This is a genomic window from Kitasatospora sp. NPDC098663 (assembly GCF_044760075.1).
Taxonomy (GTDB): Bacteria; Actinomycetota; Actinomycetes; order Streptomycetales; family Streptomycetaceae; genus Kitasatospora.
This window is the reverse complement of the sequence record NZ_JBIWAP010000001.1, coordinates 357,720-379,758: the sequence shown is the minus strand read 5'-3', so window position 1 is coordinate 379,758 and position 22,039 is coordinate 357,720. Positions and strand designations below refer to the sequence as shown.

Here is a 22,039-nt window from a genome sequence, read left to right as displayed (position 1 = left end):
TCACAGTGAAGGGTGGGCCGGAATGTTCCGGTCCACCCTTCATGCTTTACGCAGGTAGCAGCAGACTTTCGCACACTGGAGGCACACCATGACCACCTTCGTGGACCGCGTCGAACTTCACGTCGCCGCGGGTAACGGGGGCCACGGCTGCGCCTCCGTGCACCGGGAGAAGTTCAAGCCGCTCGGCGGCCCCGACGGCGGCAACGGCGGCGAGGGCGGCAGCGTCATCCTCACCGTCGACGCGCAGATCACCACCCTGCTCGAGTACCACCACTCGCCCAAGCGCAAGGCCACCAACGGCAAGCCCGGCGCGGGCGGCCACCGCACCGGCGCGGACGGCGGCGACCTCGTCCTGCTGGTGCCGGACGGCACCGTGGTGCTGGACCGCAACGGCGAGGTGCTGGCCGACCTGGTCGGGCACGGCACCAGCTTCGTCGCCGCCCAGGGCGGCCGTGGCGGCCTCGGCAACGCCGCGCTGTCCTCGGCCCGCCGCAAGGCGCCCGGCTTCGCGCTGCTCGGCGAGCCCGGCGAGGCCCGCGACATCGTGATGGAGCTCAAGTCCGTCGCCGACGTGGCCCTGGTCGGCTACCCGAGCGCCGGCAAGTCCTCGCTGATCTCGGTGCTCTCGGCGGCCAAGCCGAAGATCGCGGACTACCCGTTCACCACCCTGATCCCCAACCTCGGCGTGGTCACCGCCGGCGACACCGTCTACACCATCGCCGACGTGCCCGGCCTGATCCCCGGCGCCAGCCAGGGCCGCGGCCTGGGCCTGGAGTTCCTGCGGCACGTCGAGCGCTGCTCGGTGCTGGTGCACGTGCTGGACTGCGCCACCCTGGAGCCCGGCCGCGACCCGCTGACCGACCTGGAGACCATCGAGGCCGAGCTGGCCGAGTACGGCGGTCTGGAGGAGCGCCCGCGCCTGGTCGCGCTCAACAAGGTGGACGTGCCGGACGGCCAGGACATCGCCGACCTCACCCGGGAGTCCCTGGAGGAGCGCGGCTACCGGGTGTTCGAGGTCTCCGCCGCCTCCCGCAAGGGCCTGCGCGAGCTGAACTTCGCGCTGGCGCAGATCGTCGCCGAGGCGCGCGCCGCCAAGCCGGTCGAGGAGTCGACCCGGATCGTGCTGCGGCCCAAGGCCGTTGACGACGAGGGCTTCACCATCACCGAGGAGGACGGCGCCTACCGCATCCGCGGCACCAAGCCGGAGCGCTGGGTCCGCCAGACCGACTTCTCCAACGACGAGGCCGTCGGCTACCTCGCCGACCGGCTGGCCCGCCTCGGCGTCGAGGACAAGCTGTGGAAGGTCGGGGCGCACGAGGGCGACACCGTCATCATCGGCCCGGACGAGAACGCCGTCGTCTTCGACTGGGAGCCGACCATGGCCGCCGGCGCCGAGATGCTCGGCCGCCGCGGTGAGGACCACCGCCTGGAGAGCCCGCGCCCGGCGGTCGACCGCCGCCGCGAGAAGCAGAAGGGCAAGGACGCGGCCGAGGCCGAGTTCCTCGCCTTCGAGGCGCTCTCCAGCACCCGCCCGGCCGCCATCGACGAGGGCGACGACGAGGAGTGACCGGGTCGGCCGGGACGCGTCCCGGCCGACCCGGGCGAACGGCCCCCACCACCCTCCGGGGCGGTGGGGGCCGTTCGCGTGTCCGGCCCCCCGTTCGGAACTGACGGGTCGTCATGTCTGCCGGGTCCGCGGTCGGGGACCGTACCGGCCCAGGACCGCCGGCCGTCCGGACCGGCGCTCCGGCCGTGACTCCGGCCGTGGCTTCGCCGAGGCCGGGGCCGGTCCAGCCGGTGAAACTCCCTGCGGGCGACCTGCGCGGATCGCGTAGATTTCGGGGGTGACGGCCGGGCCCGGCCCGCCGCACCCGCACCACACCGGAAGGGCGTACAGCGAGATGAGCGAGGACTCACTGCGCGAGGAGGTGCTGACCGCCCGGCGGATCGTCGTCAAGGTCGGCTCCTCCTCCCTCACCACGGCGGCCGGCGGCCTGGACGCCGACCGGGTCGACGCCCTGGTCGACGCGCTCGCCAAGGTGCGCAGCCGCCCGGACGCCCCCGAGGTCGTCCTCGTCTCCTCCGGCGCCATCGCCGCCGGCCTGGCCCCGCTCGGCCTGGACAAGCGGCCCAAGGACCTGGCCCGCCAGCAGGCCGCCGCCAGCGTCGGCCAGGGACTGCTGGTCGCCCGCTACACCGCCTCCTTCGCCCGGTACGGCATCCGGGTCGGCCAGGTGCTGCTCACCGCCGAGGACGCCAGCCGGCGCGCCCACTACCGCAACGCCTACCGCACCCTCGACCAGCTGCTGGCCATGGGCGCGATGCCGATCGTCAACGAGAACGACACCGTCGCCACCGCCGAAATCAAGTTCGGGGACAACGACCGGCTGGCCGCGCTGGTCGCCCACCTGGTCCGGGCCGACCTGCTCGTGCTGCTCTCCGACGTGGACGGCCTCTACGACGGCGACCCGGCCCGGCCCGGCACCAGCCGGATCGACCAGGTGAGCGGCCCGCACGACCTCGACGGCGTCGAGATCGGCAGCGCGGGCAAGGCCGGCGTCGGCACCGGCGGCATGGTCACCAAGGTCGAGGCGGCCCGGATCGCCACCGGCGCGGGCATCCCGGTGGTGCTCACCGCCGCCAGCCACGCCGCCGACGCGCTGGCCGGACGGCGCACCGGCACCCTGTTCCTGCGCACCGGCAGCCGCACCTCCGACCGGATGCTCTGGCTGGCCCACGCGAGCAGCCCGCGCGGCGCCCTGCACCTCGACGCGGGCGCCGTCACGGCCGTCGTCTCCGGCGGCGCCTCGCTGCTGCCCGCCGGGGTCACCAAGGTGGACGGGGAGTTCACGGCGGGTGATCCGGTGGACCTTCTTGCCGAAAACGGCCACATCGTGGCTCGCGGACTGGTCAACTTTGATGCGAGGGAGTTGCCCCGCCTGCTCGGCCGGTCCACCCGCGACCTGGCCCAGGAGTTCGGCGCCGCGTACGAGCGTGAGGTCGTCCACCGCGACGACCTGGTCGTTCTGCGCGGCTGACCGGCCGGTCGGCCGGTACCGGCCGACCGGCAGAGCGCGGTGGGCGGGCCGCTCCGTACGGGGAGTGGCTCGGCCGCGGGCGAGGAGCGGTGCAGCCGTACCGGTCGGCCGCGGGCCGGCGGGTCCGGTGCGGGGGACGACACGACATCGCCGAACAGGAGGCCGCCGGTGGAACGCAGAAGCGAGGCAACGCTGACCGCAGGGACGGCGGGCCGGCGGCTGACCAGCATCGACGGCGGACGCGGGGACGGACCCGCCGAGCCGGCCGGTCCGCCGCCGCAGACGCCCGGCGGGATGCGCAGGCCGCGGTCGCGGCACGCGGACCCGGGGGAGCCGCCCACCGTGCCCGAGCAGGCCCGGCTCTGGCACGTGGTGCTGAGCGTGTCCGGCCAGGTCACCCCGCTGTCCTCGCTGCGGACCTCGCTGGAGCGGCTGGCGCACGACCACTCGTTCTTCCTCACCGCCCGCTACGCAGCCGACCACGCCGAGATCCGGTACTGGGAGCAGGCCCGGGACCTGCACGACGCGGCGGCGATAGCGCTGCGGCTGTGGGGCGAGCACAAGGTCACCGCGAACCTGCCGCCGTGGGAGATCGTCGGCCTGGAGGTGGTCGACCGGGCGACGTACCACAAGCGGGTGGCGGAGGGCTTCGGCGATCCGCCGCCGCACCTGGGCGGGGTGCACCCGTACTGAGGGGGACGCACCCCGGACGCGGCCACCGGGACGAGCCCCGGAGCGGGTGAGCCGCCGGGGAGAACCGTCCCGCCAGGCCGTCTCGCCGGGCGAAATGGCCGCTCGGCGGGCCCCGCGCAGTCGCTACCCTTGGCGCATGACCAGCGATCTCGCCACCGCCGACAGCCCCGTCCTCGCCGTAGCGCGCCGAGCCCGGGAGGCCGCCGCCGCGCTCGCCCCGCTGCCGCGCAGGGCGAAGGACGCCGCGCTGCTGGCGATCGCGGACGCCCTGGTGGCCCGCAGCGCCGAGATCACCGCCGCCAACGCCGAGGACGTGGCCCGCGCCCGCGCGGCCGGCACCGCCGAGTCGGTGATCGACCGGCTGAGCCTCGACCACGAGCGGATCGCCGCGATCGCCTCCGACGTGCGCGACGTCGTCGGCCTGCCCGACCCGGTCGGCGAGGTGCTGCGCGGCTACACCCTGCCCAACGGCCTGGACGTGCGCCAGGTGCGGGTGCCGCTCGGCGTGGTCGGCATCATCTACGAGGCCCGGCCGAACGTCACGGTGGACGCCGCCGCGCTCTGCCTCAAGTCCGGCAACGCCGTGCTGCTGCGCGGCTCGGCCTCCGCCTACCGCTCCAACACCGCGCTGGTCGCCGTCCTGCGGGACGCGGTCGCCGCGGCCGGGCTGCCCGCCGACGCCGTCCAGCTCGTCCCGGGCGAGAGCCGGGACTCCGTCCAGGAGCTGATGCGCGCCCGCGGCCTGGTCGACGTGCTGATCCCGCGCGGCGGGGCCTCGCTGATCCGCACGGTGGTCGAGGGCTCGACCGTGCCCGTGATCGAGACCGGCACCGGCAACTGCCACGTGTACGTGGACGCGCAGACCGACCTGGCGATGGCCGTCGGGATCCTGCTGAACTCCAAGGCGCAGCGGGTCAGCGTCTGCAACGCGGCCGAGACGCTGCTCGTCCACCAGGACGTCGCGGACGCCTTCCTGCCGCTCGCGCTGGCCGCCCTCGCCGAGGCCGGGGTGACCGTGCACGGCGACGACGCGGTGCTCAAGGCCGCCGAGGGCGGCGCCGCCACCGTGGTGCCCGCCACCGAGGAGGACTGGGGCGCCGAGTACCTGTCCTACGACCTGGCGGCGGCCGTGGTGCCCTCGCTGGACGCCGCCGTCGAGCACATCCGCCGCTGGTCCTCCGGCCACACCGAGGCGATCGTCACCACCTCGCAGGCCGCCGCCCGGCGCTTCACCCGGTTGGTCGACTCGACCACGGTGGCCGTCAACGCCTCCACCCGATTCACCGACGGCGCCGAGTTCGGCTTCGGCGCCGAGATCGGCATCTCCACCCAGAAGCTGCACGCCCGCGGTCCGATGGGCCTGCCCGAGCTGACCAGCACCAAGTACATCGTCACTGGTGACGGGCACGTGCGCGGCGAGGCGACGCAGACCGTGGGCGGGGACGCGGACGCGCGCTGAGCGCGGCCCGCGCGGTCGGCCGGCCGGGCCCCGGGGCGTTCCGCGGCGGCCCGCGTCACACGTGTGACGGACCAACTGCGATGAGCCACAGACAAATCGGCCGCCCGGTAATACGCTGAAGCCGTGGCTGACGATGTGGGGGGCTCGCCGTACCCCGACGGCGCCGACCACGGTGGTGCGGACGACGAGTTCGCCACCGTGGTCTTCGATGAGGCCTTCGTCCGGTCCGCCGCCGTGCACGAGCCGACGGCCAAGGAGCGGCAGCTCGCCGCCGCCGAGGCCCGGTTCGAGCCGGACACCGCGGGCCCGGTCTGGGGCTATGACGTCACCGCCGGGGACGGGCTGCCGCTGGAGCTGCGCCCGCACCCGAGCGGACTCGACGACGACCACCTGTACCCCGATCCCTGGTCGGGCCCCGGCCGGGCGACCGGCCGCCCGGGCCGCCGCCGACGCGGCTACGACCCGGCGCGCGGGCGCGGGCGGTACGTGGCCCAGCAGCGCTGGCACCGGCCGGTGGCCTGGGTGCTCGCCGTGATCATGGGCGTGAGCCTGGTGGCCGTCGCGGTCGCGGCGATCTACCAGGGCGTGGGCGGCTCCTCCGGCGCGCCCCGGCGCCCGGAGTCCGGCAGCAGCAGCCCCGGGACCGATCCGAGGCCCGCGCCGGCCGAGCCGTCGCTCGTGGTCACCGCACCTGCGGGGTGACGTCGTAGGGCGTGGCACGGGGGTGGTGCGCGCCGGGGCGGGCGGTCGCGGGGCGTTCCCGGGAATCTGCGGGCGCACCCTCGTGGAGGGGCGAGGGCGCGCCTTACCCTGGTGTCATGGGTGACCCGCGAGAGCCTCCTGAGGGTGCGCCCGACGGTGGTTCCGGCAATGAGGACGAGTACCGGTCCGTCGTCTTCGACGAGTCCTTCGTCCGGGCTGCCCGGATCCAGGAGCTGTCCGCCCGGGAGCGGCTGGCCGGGTCCTTCGGCCGGGCCACCCGCCCGCGGGTGCGGTTCGGCCCGCTGGGCAGCGTGCCGCGGCAGGCGCTCGCCCTGTTGCTGCTCGTGCTGCTGGCCTTCGGGGCCGCGGTGTACTTCGGGGTCAGCTCGCCGAACCGGATCTCGGCCCGGCCCGAGGGCAGCCAACTGACCGTCAGCCTGGTCGCGTTGAGTCCGGCCTCGGTGGTCCGGCCGGTCGCCGACCCGGCCAACCCGTTCGCCGCGCTGCCGGTCGGGTACAGCGACGGGGCGATCGGACTGGGCACCCCGACCGGGGCCGCCACCGAGCACTTCAGCCGGGTCGAGGTGACCAAGGCGCTCGACACCGTCCAGCGCTACCTGGTGGCCTCCTCGCTGGCCCCGGCCACCCTCGTCCAGGGCGCGACCGCCGACGTGCGGGCCTTCGTCACCCCCGGGGAGCAGGCCCAGTTCGACACCAGCGTGACCCAGCCGGTCGACGACCGGCACCACGCGCTGACCGGCTGGCTGGTGCGCTTCGACCCGGCGCAGGTCGCGCTGGCCGCCGACACCATGAAGGTGACCGGCGCGATGCGGATCGACGAGGCCGACGGCGGCACGCTGCAGATCACCACCGACCACACCTTCGTCTACGCGCTGAAGGCGGCCGGAGCCGCGGCCGGTGCGCCGGTCACCCTGGAGACCGTCCGGCGGCAGCTGACCTTCCAGTTCGACCGGGTCGACCTGGCCTCGGCCCAGCTGCGGCTGGTGGACTCGGTGATCCAGGCCGGGCCGGAGCCCTGCACCACCTCGATGGCCGGCTTCCTCCAGCCGGTGCTGGCCACCCCGCAGGGCACCCAGGTCCCGCCGCCGGCGCCGATCGATCCGGGCAACCACGCGCAGCCGGCCTGGCAGGTGTGCGGGGTGCTGGCGCCTTAGCTAGGGCGTGTCCGGGGCGCCGGCGGCGAGCGGGAGGCGGACCACCGCGCGGGCGCCCGGGCCGGGCGGGGGCGGGTCGGTGAAGGCGGCGGTGCCGTCGACGCCGCGGGCGATCGAGCGGACCAGGGCGAGGCCCAGGCCGGCGCCGCCGGCGTCGCGGGAGCGGGCGTCGTCCAGCCGGACGAACCGGTCGAAGATCCGCTCCCGGTCCTCCGGCGGGATGCCCGGGCCGTCGTCCGTGACGGTCAGCACGGCGTGCCCGTCCTCGACGGTCACCGAGACGGCGACGGCGGTGCGGGCGTGCCGGGCGGCGTTGTCGAGCAGGTTGCGCACCAGCCGGCCCAGCCGCAGTTCGCTGCCCGGGACGGGCGCGGGCTCCAGGGAGACGGCCAGGAAGGCCGGCCCATCGGCGGACGGGTGGGCGCGTTCGGCGACCTGCTCGCCGACCAGGTCGGCGAGGTCCACCGGCTCGCCGCCGAGCGGCCCGGAGCGTTCCTCGACGGCGGCGAGCAGCAGCAGGTCGTCGGTGAGCAGTTGCAGCCGCTCGGTGTCGGTGAGCGCGTCGCGGACCACCTGCGGCCATTCCACGCCCGCCGGGTGGGCCAGCGGGACCTCCAGCGAGTTGCGCAGCGCGGCCAGCGGGCTGCGCAGCTCGTGCGAGGCGTCCGAGACCAGCCGGCGCTGCTCGTCGATCGCGTGTTCCAGGCGGCCGAGCGTGGTGTTGGTGGTCTCGGCCAGCCGGGCGATGGCGTCCCGCGAGGGTGGCACCGGGACGCGCTCGTGGAAGGCGCCGGCGCCGATCCGGGCCATGCCCCGGCGGATCGACTCCACCGGCCGCAGCGCCAGGCCGGTGACCAGCCAGGCGATCAGGGCGGTGAACAGGGTCGCGGCGGGCAGTACGTAGCGCAGCAGGATGCCGGTGATCCGGTCCTCGGCCTGGTCGGCGGAGGTGGGGTTGACCAGCAGGTAGACGGTGACGCGCTGGGCCGGCAGGCCCGCGATGCCGGTGTACGTCTCCAGCGCCTCCGAGGACGCCTGGTCGGTGACCTGCTTGAGCAGGGTGACGTCCCGGCTGACGAGGGAGGGACCGTTCGCGGGCCAGTGGAACAGCCGGGTGTGGTCGGGCAGCGTGATCCGGACCTGCCCGGTCTGCCCGGTGGGGACGTCCTGGGGGTACGGGGGAAGGGCGGCGAAGGGCTCGGGCGGCAGGCCCGCGTACTCGCCCAGCAGGGTGTTGGCCTGGACGGAGCCCTGGTTGCGGTAGGTGGTGATGCTGCCCCGGCCGTCGGGGCTGGCCGGGAAGGCCACGTTGCCGTCGGCCAGCACCAGCAGGAACGACTCCTTCAGGGTCGAGCCCCAGGTCTGGGTGCCGGTGGGGATGTCGTGGGCGACGAGCCGGACGCTTTCCCGGGCCTGCTTCTCGGTGACGGCCGTCCACTGGTCGTGGACCGCGCCGCCGACCCAGAGGCTGGCCACCGAGAAGGCCAGCACCGAGGCGAGGGCCGCGCCGAGGGCGGCGCGGACGCGGAGCGAGGAGCGGTGCCAGGGGCGCAGCAGCGGGCGGAGGCGGTCAGCGCGCATCGGGCACCAGCCGGTACCCGGCGCCGCGCACCGTCTCGATCCGGCAGCCGACGCCGGGCACGTTCAGTTTCCGCCGCAGGGCGGCGATGTAGACCTCGACGATGTTCACGTCGCCCCGGAAGGCGGCGTCCCAGACGGTGTCCAGGATGCCGCCCTTGGGGATCACCTCGCCGGGGCGGTGGGCCAGGCACTCCAGCACGGCGAACTCCTTGGTGGTGAGCCGGACCTGTCGGTCGGCGGCGGTGCAGCGGCGGGCCGCCGGGTCGATCCGCAGCGCGCCGACCGCGAGCACCGGCGGGCGGGCGGCGGCGCCGCGGCGCAGCAGGGCGCGCAGCCGGGCGGTGAGCACGACGTAGGAGAACGGCTTGCTGAGGAAGTCGTCGGCGCCGCAGTCCAGTGCCTCGGCCTCGTCGTACTCGCCGTTCTTCGCGGTGAGCATCAGAATCGGTACGGAATTCCCGGCGCCGCGCAGTTCGTGGCAGACCTTGAAGCCGTTGAGACCGGGCAGCATCAGATCGAGCACGATCGCCGAATAGGGCTCGGTGAGGGCGAGTTCGAGCCCCTGGACGCCGTCGTGGGCCAGGTCGACCGCGTAGCCCTCCGCCGCCAGCCCCTGTCTCAGGGACCGCGCGAGTCGCTCTTCGTCCTCGACGATCAGTAGCCGCATGGCGACCATCCTTGGGGGAATTCCGTTTTCCCGCAACGGCCTTGACCGGCTTGCCCGGGATATCCGAGCTGAAGTTTTCCTCAGCTTTCCTCAGTTTCCCTTCAGTGCGGAATTCCTAGCGTCCGGACCATGGATTTCCGACGTGTGCTGCCGTGGTCGGTGGCCGCCCTGTTCGCCCCGCTGTACGCGGCCGTCTCGCTCACCCGGCACGCCCGGTTGGAGAGTGCGGGTTTCGACCTGGGCATCTTCGAGGAGGCGGTGCGCGCCTACTCCCGGCTCGAAGCGCCGGTGGTCGCGCTGAAGGGCACCGGCTTCAACCTCCTGGGCGACCACTTCAGCCCGGTGCTGGCGGTGCTGGCGCCGTTCTACCGGCTCTGGCCGGGGGCAGGCACGCTGCTGGTGGCGCAGGCGGTGCTGGTGGCGCTGTCCGCGGTGCCGGTGACGGCGTACGCGGTGCGGGTGCTGGGGCCGGCGGGCGGGGCGGTCGCCGGGGTCGCGTACGGGCTGTCGGCGGGGTTGCAGAGCGCGGTGGCGTTCGACTTCCACGAGGTGGCCTTCGCGGTGCCGCTCGCGGCGTGCGCGGTGGTGGCGCTGGCCCGGGAGCGGTACGGCCCGGCGGTGGCGTGGGCGCTGCCGCTGCTGCTGGTCAAGGAGGACCAGGCGCTGTTGGTCGCGGCGGTCGGCGGCTACGTGTGGTGGCGCGGGCGGCGCCGGCTGGGGGCGGTCACCGTGCTGGCGGCGGTGGCGGCCGGGCTGCTGGTCACCCTGGTGGTGATCCCGGCGCTCAACCCCGGCGGCGAGTACACGTACGCGCACATGGGGGAGTTCGACGGCGGGAACCCGCTGGCGCGGCTGCTGTTCCCGGCGGTCAAGGCGCTGACCGTCCTGCTGCTGCTGGCGCCGACGCTGCTGCTGGCGCTGCGCTCGCCGCTGGTGTTGCTGGCGGGCGTGCTGCTGGCGGCCCGGTTCTGGGTGGACAACCCGGCGTTCTGGCGCACCGGGCAGCACTACGACGCGGTGCTGGTGCCGCTGCTGTTCACGGCGGGGCTGCACGGGGTGGGCCTGCTGCTGCCCCGGCTGCCCCGGCTGGGCAGGCTGGGCCGGGGGCTGCCGGTGGCGGCGGGGATGCTCGCCGCCACGGTGGCGCTGACCGCAGCCGGCCCGGTGGCGGGCGTGCTGTCGGGGGACGCCCGGCGGGGCGACGGGCGGGCGGCGCAGGTGCGCAGGGTGCTGGCGGTCGTCCCGGACGGCGCCCGGGTGGCCGCCGCCAACCGCCTGGCGCCGCAGCTGACCGGGCGCTGCACGGTGTCGCTGTTCCCGTACCTGACGCCGCCGGGCGGGGCGGGCGGGCCGGGCGGCTGGGGGCGGCCGGTGGCGGAGTGGGTGGCGGTGCTGGAGGAGCCGGACGCCTTCCCGGTGCCGGTGGCGGAGCAGCGGCGGTTCCTGGCCGGGCTGGTCGACGGCGGCGGGTACCGGCGGGTGGCGGACGGGGCCGGGGTGGCGGTGTACCACTGGCAGCCGGGGTAGGCCCGCCCCGGCAGGCCGACGGCCGGTGCCCCCGGGCGGGGCGCACCGGCCGTCGGCGCGGGTGCGGCGGGTCAGCCGTCGGTGCGCTCGCCCCGGTCGGTGCGGCCGTCCTCGCGGGTGGCGGAACCGCCGCGGGAGCCGCCGGTGAACGTGTCGGCGAAGGTGTCGCGGAGCTTGCCGCCGACGGTCGCGGCGCCGCCGGCCACGTCGCGGATCAGGCCCATCAGCGGGTCCTTGCTCTCCTTCACCGAGGTCGTGTAGTGGTCGGCGGCGGCCTTCCACTGCTCGCCGACCGAGGTGTCCGGGTCGTCCGTGCGGCGCGGGTAGGCGCCGGCCAGGATCGAGCGGTACTCGTCGCTCTCCGCCCACTTCTTCAGCTGGGCGACCCGTACCACCGCGAACGGGTGGCTCTGCGGCAGCAGTTGGAGCAGCTTGAGCACGCCGTCGCGCAGGTCGCCGGCCTTGTCGTACTCCTCGGCCTGCTCCAGGAAGGCGTCGACGTTCAGTTCGGCCAGGTTGTGCCCGCCGGCCAGTTTCATCAGGGCGCGCATGGACGCCTGGACGTCCTGCCCGGCGAGCAGGCCGGCCCGGTCGCTGGACAGCTCCGCCTTGCGGAACCACTCCTTGAGCGCGGTGACGATCGCCATGATCGCCAGGTTGCCGAGTGGCACCCAGGCGACCCGGGTGGCGATGTTGGTGAGGATCATCAGCATCGTCCGGTAGACCGCGTGGCCGGACATCGCGTGGCCGACCTCGTGGCCGATGACCGAGCGCAGTTCCTCCTCGTCGAGCAGCTCGATCAGGCCGCTGGTGATCACGATGATCGGGGTGTCGATGCCGATGCAGTACGCGTTGACCGTCGGGTCCTGGGTGACGTACAGGTCCGGGACCTGCTCCAGGTCGAGCACGTAGGCGGCGTCGCGCACCATGTCGTACAGCTCGGGGAACTGGCGCTCGGAGGTCTTCACGGCGGTGGCCAGGAACATCAGCCGGATCGAGCGCTCGGACACCAGCCCGGCGAGCTTGCGCAGGACGTCGTCGAAGCCGGTGAGCTTGCGCAGGGCGACCAGGGCGGAACGGTCCGCGGGGTGCTCCCAGGCGCGGGTGGAGATGTCGGGGAAGCGCTGGCGGCGCCGGCTCGGGGTCTTCGCGGTCGGGTCGGTCATGGTCTGAGTACCTCCTGGTCGACGGCGGCCCCGGCTCGGCGGCCGGCCCCCGCTGGTCTACGCCTGCAACGACTGTCCTTGCAACGTCCGCGGTTGCGTACTCGTCCCCACCGGCAGCGTACGCGCGGGCCGGGCCACGCCGCAGGGGCCGGTGGGCGCCGCCGGTGTGAGGCCGGTCTACCCTGAATGCCCTGGAGAACCGAGACCGGACCCGGCCCCGGTACCGAGCAGTTCGAGGAGCCCCGCAGATGTCCACCGACGCGCTTGTCAGCCTGGCCGCACCCATCTCCAACGAGGCCGGCCCGGGCCTGTTCCTGCGGATCATCGTGGTGGCGTCGTTCGTCGGCGTCGGCCTGCTGGTCTGGATCATGGCGCGGGCTTTCCGCGGCAACTGAGCGCCGACGCCCCGGTTCAGGCTCACGCCCGGTCAGCGGCGGTGGGCCGCCGAGCGGTTGCCGGGTAAGCCCCCGTACGATGACAGGTGGGCCTTCACGGGCCCGGAAGAACCCCTGGTCCGTTCACCCGAGCCGAGAAGGTCCCGCCGACCATGAACACTGCCGCCGCACTCCCCGTCCTGAACCTGCTCGCCGAGAGCGAGGGGGGCAACCACGAGAGCCTGAACCCGTACCTGACGGGTGGCGCCGCACTGTTCATCCTGGCGCTCCTGCTCTTCGTGACCACCCGCTTCAACCGGGACCGCTGAGCCGCCTCCCGGGGCCGCTCGGGGAGCGTCCGGCGTACCGGCCGGCCGCTCCCTCACGCGTCTTCGGACAACCCCCACCCGGGCGTTCCCGCACCGTAACGGGCGTCGCGTAAGGTGTGGCGGCATGGGAGAGCAGGCCGGGAATCCCGGCGGACCGGAACCGGTGAAGAAGCGCCTCGGGGTGATGGGCGGCACCTTCGACCCGATCCACCACGGCCACCTGGTCGCCGCCAGCGAGGTGGCGAGCGCGTTCCACCTGGACGAGGTGATCTTCGTGCCGACCGGGCAGCCGTGGCAGAAGAGCGACCGCCACGTCACCCCGGCCGAGGACCGCTACCTGATGACGGTCATCGCCACCGCCGAGAACCCGCAGTTCTCGGTCAGCCGGATCGACATCGACCGCGAGGGCCCGACGTACACCGTCGACACCCTGCGCGACCTGCACTCCCAGCACCCGGACGCCGACCTCTTCTTCATCACCGGCGCCGACGCGCTCGCCCAGATCCTCTCCTGGCGCGACTCCGACGAGCTCTTCTCGCTCGCGCACTTCATCGGGTGCACCCGCCCGGGACACACCCTGTCGGACGCCGGGCTCCCGGTGGGCGGGGTCTCCCTGGTCGAGGTCCCCGCGCTGGCCATCTCCTCCACGGACTGCCGCAACCGGGTCGCCAAGGGCGAACCGGTCTGGTACCTCGTCCCGGACGGCGTGGTCCGCTACATCGACAAGCGGGCGCTCTACGCGCCGCACCGGACCTGACCAGGAGCGGGCGTGACCGAGCGAAGCGGCGGAGGCCAGCGGCACCAGCAGCAGCCGGAGGACTGGTCGACCGGGCAGTACCAGCAGTACCAGGGGTACCAGCAGCAGCCTGAACAGCCTCCGCAGCAGCAGTACGACCAGCAGCAGTACGACCAGTACGGGCAGCCGGTGTACACGGGGGACCCGTACGGCGGCTACCAGGAGCAGCAGCCGTACCAGGCGTACCAGCAGCCCCCGCAGCAGCAGTACGACCAGCAGTACGACCAGTACGGGCAGCCGGTGCAGCCTGGGCAGCCCGCGCAGGCGTACCAGCAGCAGGGGGGCTACGGCTACCAGGACCCGGCGTACGGGGGATGGGGGTCGGCCGGGCCGGAGGCCGGGGGCGGTTACCAGCAGCAGGCCTACCCGGCCGCGCCGGCGGCGGGTTCGCCGGCGGCGGTCGAGCCCGAGGCCGTCGCGCCCGCCCCCGTCGCCCCCGCGCCGTCGCGCCCGCGCGTGCCCCGGCCCGCCGCCGACGCGGCGGGCGCCAAGCCCGAGCCGCCGTCCGAACTGGTCGGCGGGGCCCGGGCCGGCAAGCCCGGCGGCAAGGGTGGAGGCAAGGCCGCCAAGGACGACTACCCCACGGACGAGTTCACCTTCGTCGACGAGGAGGAGGAGTCCGAGGACGTCATCGACTGGCTGAAGTTCGCCGAGTCCCGCAGCGAGGTGCGCGCCGAGCGCCGCCGCCGGCTGCGCAACCGGCTGATCGGCCTCGGCGTGGTGGTGGCGCTCGCGGCGGCCGGCACCGGCGGCTACCTCTGGTTCACCGGCGACAAGCAGACCGCGGCGAGCGCGGCCGGTCCGCGCCAGGTCAACGTGGTCCACCTGCGCGACCTCCAGGGCAAGGTCTCCAGCGCGCTGCTGGTCAACGACTCCACCGGGAAGAAGGGCACCGTGCTCCTGCTGCCCGACACCCTGCGGCTGCCCGGCCCCGGCGACCCGCCGGTCACCACCGTCGGCCAGGCCATGGACAGCATCGGCGCCTCCGCGACCCGCGACGGCCTGTCCACCGTGCTCGGCGCCCCGGTCGCGGGCACCTGGCGGCTGGACACCCCCTACCTGGAGATGCTGGTCTCCCAGCTCGGCGGCGTCCGGGTCGACACCAACGCCGAGACCCACGAGGGCGGCAAGCCGGACGGCAAGCTGCTGTCCGCGGCCGGCAAGAACACCCTGCTGAACGGGAAGGCCGCGGTCGCCTACGCCACCCTCCAGGCGTCCGGCGAGAACCGGGACGCCCAACTGGCCCGGTTCGGACAGGTGATGGACGCGGTGGTGCGCACCATGCCCACCGAGTTCAAGGACGCCAAGGACGACGTGCACCGGATGAACGCGGTGCTCGACCCCTCGCTGCCCGAGGACGCCCTCGCCGGGGTGCTCGCCCAGCTCGCCCAGCAGGCGAAGGACGGCCACCTCGGCACCACCGCGCTGACCGTCAAACCGGACGGCGGCCTGGACGACGCCACCGCCGGCAAGCAGGTCAAGGACGTGCTCGGCGGCACCGTGAAGTCCGCGGCCTCCGCCGACGCCCCCGCCCGGGTCTCGCTCCAGGACGCCACCGGCAACGACCAGGCGGCGGCCGCCGCACAGGTCCAGATCGTGAACTCCGGCCTGACCTTCCTGCCCGGCTCCAAGACCGCCGCGCAGGCCGCCAGTGAGATCCGCTACACCGACGACGCCCGGCAGGCCGCGGCGAAGTCGCTGGCGATCAGCCTCGGACTGCCGGACACGGCGGTGAAGAAGGTCGCCGACGCCCAGAACGCGGACCTGGTGGTCGTGCTCGGCAAGGACTACCAGCCGCCGAAGAGCCAGTAGGCCGCGGCCTCCGGCCCGGGCGGCCCCGGAAAAGCGTTCCGGGGCCGCCCGGGCGGCGTGAGATCCTGGAAGGCGACCCCCGGCCAGGAGCCAGGGGTCGCCCCCCAAGCCGCCGAGCCGGAAGAACACCGTGACCGTCACCGACCACAGCCAGCAGCTCATCACCGTCGCCGCGCAGGCGGCGGCCGACAAGCTCGCGCACAACATCATCGCCTTCGACGTCAGCGAGGTGCTGTCGATCACCGACGCCTTCCTGATCGCCTCCGCGAACAACGACCGCCAGGTCCGGTCGATCGCCGAGGAGATCGAGGACCAGCTGCGCGAGCAGCTGGACATCAAGCCGGTGCGCCGCGAGGGCGAGCGCGACGGCCGCTGGATCCTGCTCGACTACCTGGACATCGTCGTGCACGTCCAGCACTCCGAGGAGCGCTCCTTCTACTCGCTGGACCGCCTCTGGAAGGACTGCCCCGAGCTGCCGCTGCCCGAGGACGCCCTGGCCACGCGCAACCGGCCCGACGCCCACACCGACGAGGCCGGCAACGTCGTCGCCCCGGCCGACGACTTCGGCAAGCCCGAGGACCTGCACTGAGCCGGGACGGGCGGGGGCCGCGCGTCGTCTTCTGGCGCCACGGCCAGACCTCGTGGAACCTGGAGTCCCGCTTCCAGGGCACCACGGACATCGAACTGACCGGCCAGGGCGTCCTCCAGGCCCAGCGGGCGGCCCGGCTGCTCTCCGGCCTGCGCCCCGACCTGCTGATCTCCTCCGACCTCACCCGGGCCAAGCGCACGGCCGAGGAACTGGCCAAGGTCACCGGCCTCGACGTGCAGCACCACGAGGGCCTGCGGGAGACCTACGCGGGCTCCTGGCAGGGCCTGACCAACGCCGAGATCCGCGACCGCTTCCCGGAGGAGTACGCGGCCTGGGCGGCCGGCGAGCCGGTGCGGCGCGGCGGCGGCGAACTGGCCACCGAGGTCGCCGACCGCTCGGTGCCGGTCGTGCTGGAGGCCGTCGACAAGCTGCCGGAGGACGGGACGCTGGTGGTGGTCAGCCACGGCGGCACCATCCGCACCATGCTCGGGCGGCTGCTGGACCTGGACCCGGTCCAGTGGGAGTGCTTCGGCGGGCTGTCCAACTGCTGCTGGTCGGTACTCGGGCAGGGGGCGCGCGGCTGGCGCCTGCTGGAGCACAACGCGGGCACGCTCCCGCAGCCGGTCATCGGCGACGACACCTGAGCGACGGGCGTGTCGCGGGGTGGGGTGGGGTGCGGGCATGCAGGGGCTCGCCAGGGGGCGTGCAGGGGCTTCACAGGGGCGGATTTCGCAGTTCCGGGCCTGACCAGCTAGAGTTTTCCTCGTTCGCAGGGAAGGAACGCGGCCCGGAAGGGAAGCGGGAGATCCGACGACTGCGGGGCTATAGCTCAGTTGGTAGAGCGCTTGCATGGCATGCAAGAGGTCTGGGGTTCAATTCCCCATAGCTCCACTCCGCACCAGCGGTCCTGTTCGATCAGGAGCGCCCGTGTCGCGGGGCTGTAGCTCAGTTGGTAGAGCGCTTGCATGGCATGCAAGAGGTCCGGGGTTCAATTCCCCGTAGCTCCACAGTAGTTGAGAGGCCGTCACCCATCGGGTGGCGGCCTCTCGCGTTGTCGGGCCGCTTCCGGGGTGGGGTGCGGGCCCTGCGGGTCTCGGGGGTGCGGGCCCCGCGGGTCTCGGGGGTGGGGGAGTGCGGGCCTGGGAGGGCGGGAACGCGGGCCCCGGGAACGGATTCGTGGAGCACCCCTGGGACCGTGTAAAGTAGTCGATGTCGCCGAGGGAAACCGGACGGAAACGGTCGAAAGCCCCCGGTGACGTCGCAGGTCAAGGGGCTGTAGCTCAGTTGGTAGAGCGCTTGCATGGCATGCAAGAGGTCCGGGGTTCAATTCCCCGTAGCTCCACAGAAGTCGAGGGCCGCCTCCCGAAATGGGAGGCGGCCCTTCGGCGTTCTGTGCACGCCACCGGCGGAAGGGCGGGAAAGACCGCTACCGTCGTTCCATGGCCGATCTGGAGAGAAGGCGGAACGAGGAACTGGCCCGGATACTGCACCAGCTCGGCTGGAGTCCGGAACGGCTCGCCCGCGAGGTGAGCCTCGCCCTGCCGCCAGGCCTGGCCATCAGCTCCACCGCCCCCTACAAGTGGCGCGACCGCGGCATGGTGCCGCGCAGCCCGCACGACCAGACCGTCTGCGAAGTGCTCAGCCGCACCCTCGGCATCGCCGTCACCTACGAACAGCTCTGGGGCCGGATGGGCGGCCACCGCGGCGCCAAGATCCTCTCGCCCCGGCTGCTCACCGACCCGTGGACCGCCGACACCGCCCAGACCGCGCTGCGCGAGGCCGCCACCGACGCCGGGCCCGTCCGCCTCACCGACCTCTTCCGCGGCGCCGACCTCGACCAGGCCGCCGAACGGCTCGCCTCCCCGCCCCCGCCCGTCGGGGGCGGGGAAGGGGCGCTGCGCATCGACCCCGGCCTCGTCGGCGACCTCGGCCTGTCCTACCGCAGCAAGCAGCGGCTCGAACGCTCCTGCGGCGGCGGGCTCGTCCTCGGCCCCACCCGGGCCGAACTCGCCATGCTGGCCAAGCTGCTGGAACTCGGCGCCTACGACGAACGGGTCGGCCGCGAGCTGTACGGCACGGCCAGCCGGCTCGCCCGGCTGGCCGGCTGGGCCGCGTACGACCTCGGCCACGACGCGGCCGCCCAGCGCGCCTTCGTCGCCGCCCTGCGGGCCGCCCACGTCAGCGGCGACGCCCGGCTCGGCGTCGCCGTGCTCGGCGGCCTGGTGGTGCTCGCCACCCAGGGCGCCGGCGGACGCGGCCTGGACGCCGTCGCCGCGCTCAACACCGCCCTGGCGCGGCACGGCTCCGTACTGAGCCCCGCCGGACGGGCCCGGCAACTCGGCCGGATCGCCCGCGCGCACGGCCGCCGGGGCGAGGCCGAGCAGGCCGAGGCCGCCGCCGCCCGGGCCTTCGCCGAACTCGACGGCGTGCCCGGCACGGAGGCGGCCCGCGCCGAACTCGCCGGGATGGTGGGGGAGGGGCGGCTGGCACTGGGCCAGCACCGGATGGCCAAGGCGCTGCTCGCCGAGGCCGTCGCCGGGCTGGGGGCCGGCCGCGGGCGGTCCAAGGCGCTGCTGATGGTCCGCCTCGCCGAGACCCACCGGCGCCTCGGCGACCAGCGGGAGGCCGCCCGCACGGCGTCGCTCGCCCGGGCGCTCGCGGCGGGCATGCAGTCCGAGCGGCTGGCGCGGGCGCTGCGCGACTTCGACGCGGCGACGCGGGCGGCGGCGTCGGCGGGGCGGTGAGGCCTGCGTGCGGTGGGGGTGGCTTCGGCAGGGCTTCTCACGTCGACGGTCCGTGCGGGGGCGGGCCCGGGGGGCCGTCGGGCCCCGGTGGATACCCGGGAGCGCCCTGATCCGCTTGCGGTACCCTGAGCCCATGCGAACCGTGCGCCTGCTCCTTAGCCGGCCGCGCTGACCAGGACCGGTTACGCCCTCGGGCGGTGCCGGAGTCGGCGTGGCGTCCCCTCCTGCGAGGGGATTTTTTGTTTTCCGCCCCCGTGCACGGGCCGGCCGTGTCCGCGGTTCGCCAACTGACATCGATGGAGCTTGAAGGACCATGAGCGAGACGACCCCTGCGTCCGGCACGGCCGAGACCGCGACCGAGCCGTTCCGGTACAGCGCCGCGCTGGCGGCGGAGATCGAGTCCCGCTGGCAGGACCTCTGGGAGAAGGAGGGCACCTTCAACGCCCCCAACCCCGCCGGTGCGCTGGCCGACCCGGCGGCCGGTGACGTCGCCGCGAAGCCGCACAGCTTCATCATGGACATGTTCCCGTACCCCTCGGGCGCGGGCCTGCACGTCGGCCACCCGCTGGGCTACATCGCCACCGACGTCTACGCCCGCTACCAGCGGATGACCGGCCACAACGTGCTGCACACGCTGGGCTACGACGCGTTCGGCCTGCCCGCCGAGCAGTACGCGGTGCAGACCGGCACCCACCCGCGGGTCTCCACCGAGGCCAACATCGCCAACATGCGCCAGCAGCTGCGCCGGCTGGGCCTGGGCCACGACCCGCGCCGCTCGATCTCCACGATCGACCCGGAGTACTACCGCTGGACCCAGTGGATCTTCCTGCAGATCTTCAACTCCTGGTACGACGAGCAGGCCGGCCGGGCCCGGCCGATCGCCGAGCTGATCGCCCGGTTCGAGTCCGGCACGAAGCCGACCCCGGACGGGCGCCCGTGGGCCGACCTGTCCGCCGCCGAGCGCGACGAACTGCTGGGCGAGTACCGGCTGGCGTACTCCAAGGAGGTGCCGGTCAACTGGTGCCCCGGCCTGGGCACCGTCCTGGCCAACGAGGAGGTCACCGCGGACGGCCGCTCCGAGCGCGGCAACTTCCCGGTGTTCAAGTCCAACCTGCGCCAGTGGATGATGCGCATCACCGCGTACTCCGACCGTCTGATCTCCGACCTGGACCTGCTGGACTGGCCCGAGGCCATCAAGCTGCAGCAGCGCAACTGGATCGGGCGCTCCGAGGGCGCCCGGGTCGACTTCGCCGTCGGCTCCGACGAGAAGATCACCGTCTTCACCACCCGGCCCGACACCCTGTTCGGCGCCACCTACATGGTGCTGGCCCCCGAGCACGGCCTGGTCGACTCCATCGTCCCGGCCGCCTGGCCCGCGGACGTGCCCGCCGAGTGGACCGGCGGCGCCGCCACCCCCGCCGAGGCCGTCGCCGCCTACCGGGCCACCGCCGCCGCCAAGTCGGACGTCGAGCGGCAGGTCGAGGCCAAGGTCAAGACCGGCGTCTTCACCGGCGCCTACGCCGTGAACCCGGTCAGCGGCGCGTCCGTCCCGGTGTTCATCGCCGACTACGTGCTGATGGGCTACGGCACCGGCGCCATCATGGCCGTCCCCGCCCACGACCACCGCGACTTCGCCTTCGCCCGCGCCTTCGCGCTGCCGATGCGCTGCGTCGTCCAGCCCACCGACGGGCGCGGCGAGGACCCGGCCGCCTGGGACGACGCCTTCGACACCTACGACTCCGCCATCGTCAACTCCTCCCGGGACGGGCTGACGCTGGACGGGCTGAGCGTCGTCGACGCCAAGGCCGCCGTCACCGCCTGGCTGGCCGAGCGCGGCATCGGCGAGGGAACCGTCAACTACCGCCTGCGGGACTGGCTGTTCAGCCGCCAGCGGTACTGGGGCGAGCCCTTCCCGATCGTCTACGACGAGGACGGCGTCATGCACGCGCTGCCCGAGTCGATGCTGCCGGTCGAGGTCCCCGAGGTCGAGGACTACTCGCCGCACACCTACGACCCGTACGACGCCACCTCCTCGCCCAAGACCCCGCTGTCGCGCAACGAGGCCTGGGTCAACGTCGAGCTGGACCTGGGCGACGGCGTCCGCACGTACCGGCGCGAGACCAACACCATGCCCAACTGGGCGGGTTCGTGCTGGTACGAGCTGCGCTACGTCGACCCGTCGAACTCCTCGGCGGTCGTCGACCCGGCCAACGAGAAGTACTGGCTGGGCCCCACGGCCACCAAGCCGGCCGGCGGCGCCGACCTGTACGTCGGCGGTGCCGAGCACGCCGTGCTGCACCTGCTGTACGCGCGCTTCTGGCACAAGGTGCTGCACGACCTGGGCCACGTCTCGTCCGTCGAGCCGTTCCACAAGCTGTTCAACCAGGGCATGATCACCGCCGACGTCTACCGAGACGAGCGCGGCTTCCCGGTGCCCGCCGCCGAGGTCGAGGAGCGCGACGGCCAGTACTTCTGGCAGGGCGAGGCCGTCAAGCGCGAGGCCGGCAAGATGGGCAAGTCCCTGAAGAACGCAGTCGCCCCCGACGAGATCGCCGACGAGTACGGCGCCGACACGCTGCGCCTGTACGAGATGTCCATGGGCCCGCTGGACGTCTCCCGCCCCTGGGACACCCGCGCCGTCGTCGGCTCGTACCGCTTCCTGCAGCGGCTGTGGCGCAACGTCGTCTCGGAGGCCACCGGCGACCTGGTCGTCACCGAGGAGGAGCCGGACGAGGCGACGCTGCGTGCCCTGCACAAGGCGATCGACGGCATCCGCGGCGACATGGCCGGGCTGCGGTTCAACACGGCCGTCGCCAAGGCGATCGAGCTGAACAACTACCTGGTCAAGCGCGGCTCCACGCCGCGCGCCGTGGCCGAGCAGCTGGTCCTGATCGTCGCGCCGCTGGCCCCGCACATCGCCGAGGAGCTGTGGCGCCGGCTGGGCCACGGCGAGTCGCTGGCGCACACCGACTACCCGGTCGCCGACCCGGCGTACGTGGTGGACGAGACGGTGACCTGCGTGGTGCAGCTCAAGGGCAAGGTGAAGGCCCGGCTGGAGGTCGCGCCGACGATCTCGGACGCCGAGCTGGAGGCGCTGGCGCTGGCCGACCCGGCCGTCGTCGCGGCGATCGGCGGGGCGCCGGTGCGCAAGGTGATCGCGCGGGCGCCGAAGCTGGTGAACATCGTCACCGGCTGAGGCCGAGGTCGGCTGGTTGTCGGTCGGCCGGCCGACGCTGCTGGGGCGGGTGTCCTTCGGGACGCCCGCCCTTGCTCGTACCCGGGCCCTCGGGAGGACCCGCGAACCCTCGGGGAGATCCCCGATCTGTCCCTGATCTCCACCGCCCGGGCCCGTTCCGTCCGCTCCGGACCCGATCCGGCGGCTACCGT

General features: G+C 73.8%; 18 protein-coding genes and 3 tRNA genes. 18 read left to right on the top strand and 3 right to left on the bottom strand.

Annotation, left to right across the window (positions count from 1 at the left end; genetic code table 11):
• Positions 1–88: 88 nt before the first annotated feature.
• From obgE to ACIQVZ_RS01710, 6 genes are all read left to right on the top strand, one after another.
• Entirely contained in the window at positions 89–1,567 is a 1,479-nt protein-coding gene (gene obgE, locus ACIQVZ_RS01735; protein WP_402446283.1) for a GTPase ObgE, read from the top strand.
• A 334-nt stretch (positions 1,568–1,901) separates the two neighbouring features.
• On the top strand, positions 1,902–3,038 hold the full coding sequence (gene proB, locus ACIQVZ_RS01730) for a glutamate 5-kinase (protein ID WP_402446278.1): 1,137 nt from the start codon (positions 1,902–1,904) through the stop codon (positions 3,036–3,038).
• Between the two features lie 168 nt (positions 3,039–3,206).
• Complete coding sequence (locus tag ACIQVZ_RS01725; RefSeq protein ID WP_402446275.1) at positions 3,207–3,731, top strand: hypothetical protein; 525 nt, start codon at positions 3,207–3,209, stop codon at positions 3,729–3,731.
• Positions 3,732–3,867: 136 nt separating this feature from the next.
• On the top strand, positions 3,868–5,190 hold the full coding sequence (locus tag ACIQVZ_RS01720) for a glutamate-5-semialdehyde dehydrogenase (RefSeq protein ID WP_350878247.1): 1,323 nt from the start codon (positions 3,868–3,870) through the stop codon (positions 5,188–5,190).
• A 123-nt stretch (positions 5,191–5,313) separates the two neighbouring features.
• Positions 5,314–5,892 (top strand): hypothetical protein, encoded by a 579-nt coding sequence (locus tag ACIQVZ_RS01715; RefSeq protein WP_350878246.1) that lies wholly within the window; start codon positions 5,314–5,316, stop codon positions 5,890–5,892.
• A 116-nt stretch (positions 5,893–6,008) separates the two neighbouring features.
• Positions 6,009–7,067 carry a hypothetical protein gene (locus tag ACIQVZ_RS01710; protein ID WP_402446271.1) on the top strand — a complete coding sequence of 353 codons (1,059 nt, stop codon included), beginning with the start codon at positions 6,009–6,011 and terminating at the stop codon, positions 7,065–7,067.
• Here the strand turns inward: ACIQVZ_RS01710 and ACIQVZ_RS01705 are convergent, their stop codons facing one another.
• Together ACIQVZ_RS01705 and ACIQVZ_RS01700 are read right to left on the bottom strand one after the other, a co-directional pair.
• Positions 7,068–8,648 (bottom strand): sensor histidine kinase, encoded by a 1,581-nt coding sequence (locus ACIQVZ_RS01705; RefSeq protein WP_402446269.1) that lies wholly within the window; start codon positions 8,646–8,648, stop codon positions 7,068–7,070.
• Positions 8,638–9,315 carry a response regulator transcription factor gene (locus tag ACIQVZ_RS01700; protein ID WP_402446266.1) on the bottom strand — a complete coding sequence of 226 codons (678 nt, stop codon included), beginning with the start codon at positions 9,313–9,315 and terminating at the stop codon, positions 8,638–8,640. The genes ACIQVZ_RS01705 and ACIQVZ_RS01700 overlap by 11 nt, the downstream gene beginning before the upstream one ends.
• Positions 9,316–9,444: 129 nt before the next feature.
• Here ACIQVZ_RS01700 and ACIQVZ_RS01695 point away from each other — a divergent pair, with 129 nt between their 5' ends.
• A complete protein-coding gene (locus ACIQVZ_RS01695) occupies positions 9,445–10,842 on the top strand; it encodes a DUF2079 domain-containing protein (protein WP_402446263.1) in 1,398 nt (465 codons plus the stop codon).
• 71 nt (positions 10,843–10,913) lie between these two features.
• Here the strand turns inward: ACIQVZ_RS01695 and ACIQVZ_RS01690 are convergent, their stop codons facing one another.
• The gene (locus ACIQVZ_RS01690) at positions 10,914–12,008 is read right to left on the bottom strand and encodes a M48 family metallopeptidase (protein WP_063347544.1); all 1,095 of its coding nucleotides are present in this window, start codon (positions 12,006–12,008) and stop codon (positions 10,914–10,916) included.
• A 248-nt stretch (positions 12,009–12,256) separates the two neighbouring features.
• Between ACIQVZ_RS01690 and ACIQVZ_RS01685 the strand changes: the two genes are divergently transcribed.
• The 11 genes from ACIQVZ_RS01685 (at position 12,257) to leuS (ending at position 21,848) form a co-directional block, all read left to right on the top strand.
• Positions 12,257–12,403 (top strand): hypothetical protein, encoded by a 147-nt coding sequence (locus tag ACIQVZ_RS01685; RefSeq protein WP_159398425.1) that lies wholly within the window; start codon positions 12,257–12,259, stop codon positions 12,401–12,403.
• A 152-nt stretch (positions 12,404–12,555) separates the two neighbouring features.
• Complete coding sequence (locus ACIQVZ_RS01680) at positions 12,556–12,711, top strand: hypothetical protein (RefSeq protein ID WP_167745857.1); 156 nt, start codon at positions 12,556–12,558, stop codon at positions 12,709–12,711.
• A 124-nt stretch (positions 12,712–12,835) separates the two neighbouring features.
• Positions 12,836–13,468: a nicotinate-nucleotide adenylyltransferase gene (gene nadD, locus ACIQVZ_RS01675; protein WP_063347543.1), complete on the top strand. Its 633-nt coding sequence runs from the start codon at positions 12,836–12,838 to the stop codon at positions 13,466–13,468.
• 12 nt (positions 13,469–13,480) lie between these two features.
• On the top strand, positions 13,481–15,319 hold the full coding sequence (locus tag ACIQVZ_RS01670; protein WP_402446258.1) for an LCP family protein: 1,839 nt from the start codon (positions 13,481–13,483) through the stop codon (positions 15,317–15,319).
• Between the two features lie 130 nt (positions 15,320–15,449).
• Positions 15,450–15,908: a ribosome silencing factor gene (gene rsfS, locus ACIQVZ_RS01665; RefSeq protein ID WP_063347541.1), complete on the top strand. Its 459-nt coding sequence runs from the start codon at positions 15,450–15,452 to the stop codon at positions 15,906–15,908.
• Positions 15,905–16,552: a histidine phosphatase family protein gene (locus ACIQVZ_RS01660; RefSeq protein WP_350878282.1), complete on the top strand. Its 648-nt coding sequence runs from the start codon at positions 15,905–15,907 to the stop codon at positions 16,550–16,552. The genes rsfS and ACIQVZ_RS01660 overlap by 4 nt, the downstream gene beginning before the upstream one ends.
• Positions 16,553–16,726: 174 nt before the next feature.
• Positions 16,727–16,799 (top strand) — tRNA-Ala (locus ACIQVZ_RS01655).
• 43 nt (positions 16,800–16,842) lie between these two features.
• Positions 16,843–16,915: transfer RNA gene (locus ACIQVZ_RS01650), tRNA-Ala, on the top strand.
• Positions 16,916–17,177: 262 nt separating this feature from the next.
• Positions 17,178–17,250 (top strand) — tRNA-Ala (locus ACIQVZ_RS01645).
• Positions 17,251–17,347: 97 nt separating this feature from the next.
• Positions 17,348–18,652 (top strand): hypothetical protein, encoded by a 1,305-nt coding sequence (locus ACIQVZ_RS01640; protein ID WP_350878238.1) that lies wholly within the window; start codon positions 17,348–17,350, stop codon positions 18,650–18,652.
• Between the two features lie 313 nt (positions 18,653–18,965).
• Positions 18,966–21,848 carry a leucine--tRNA ligase gene (gene leuS / locus ACIQVZ_RS01635; RefSeq protein ID WP_350878237.1) on the top strand — a complete coding sequence of 961 codons (2,883 nt, stop codon included), beginning with the start codon at positions 18,966–18,968 and terminating at the stop codon, positions 21,846–21,848.
• Positions 21,849–22,039: the final 191 nt, after the last annotated feature.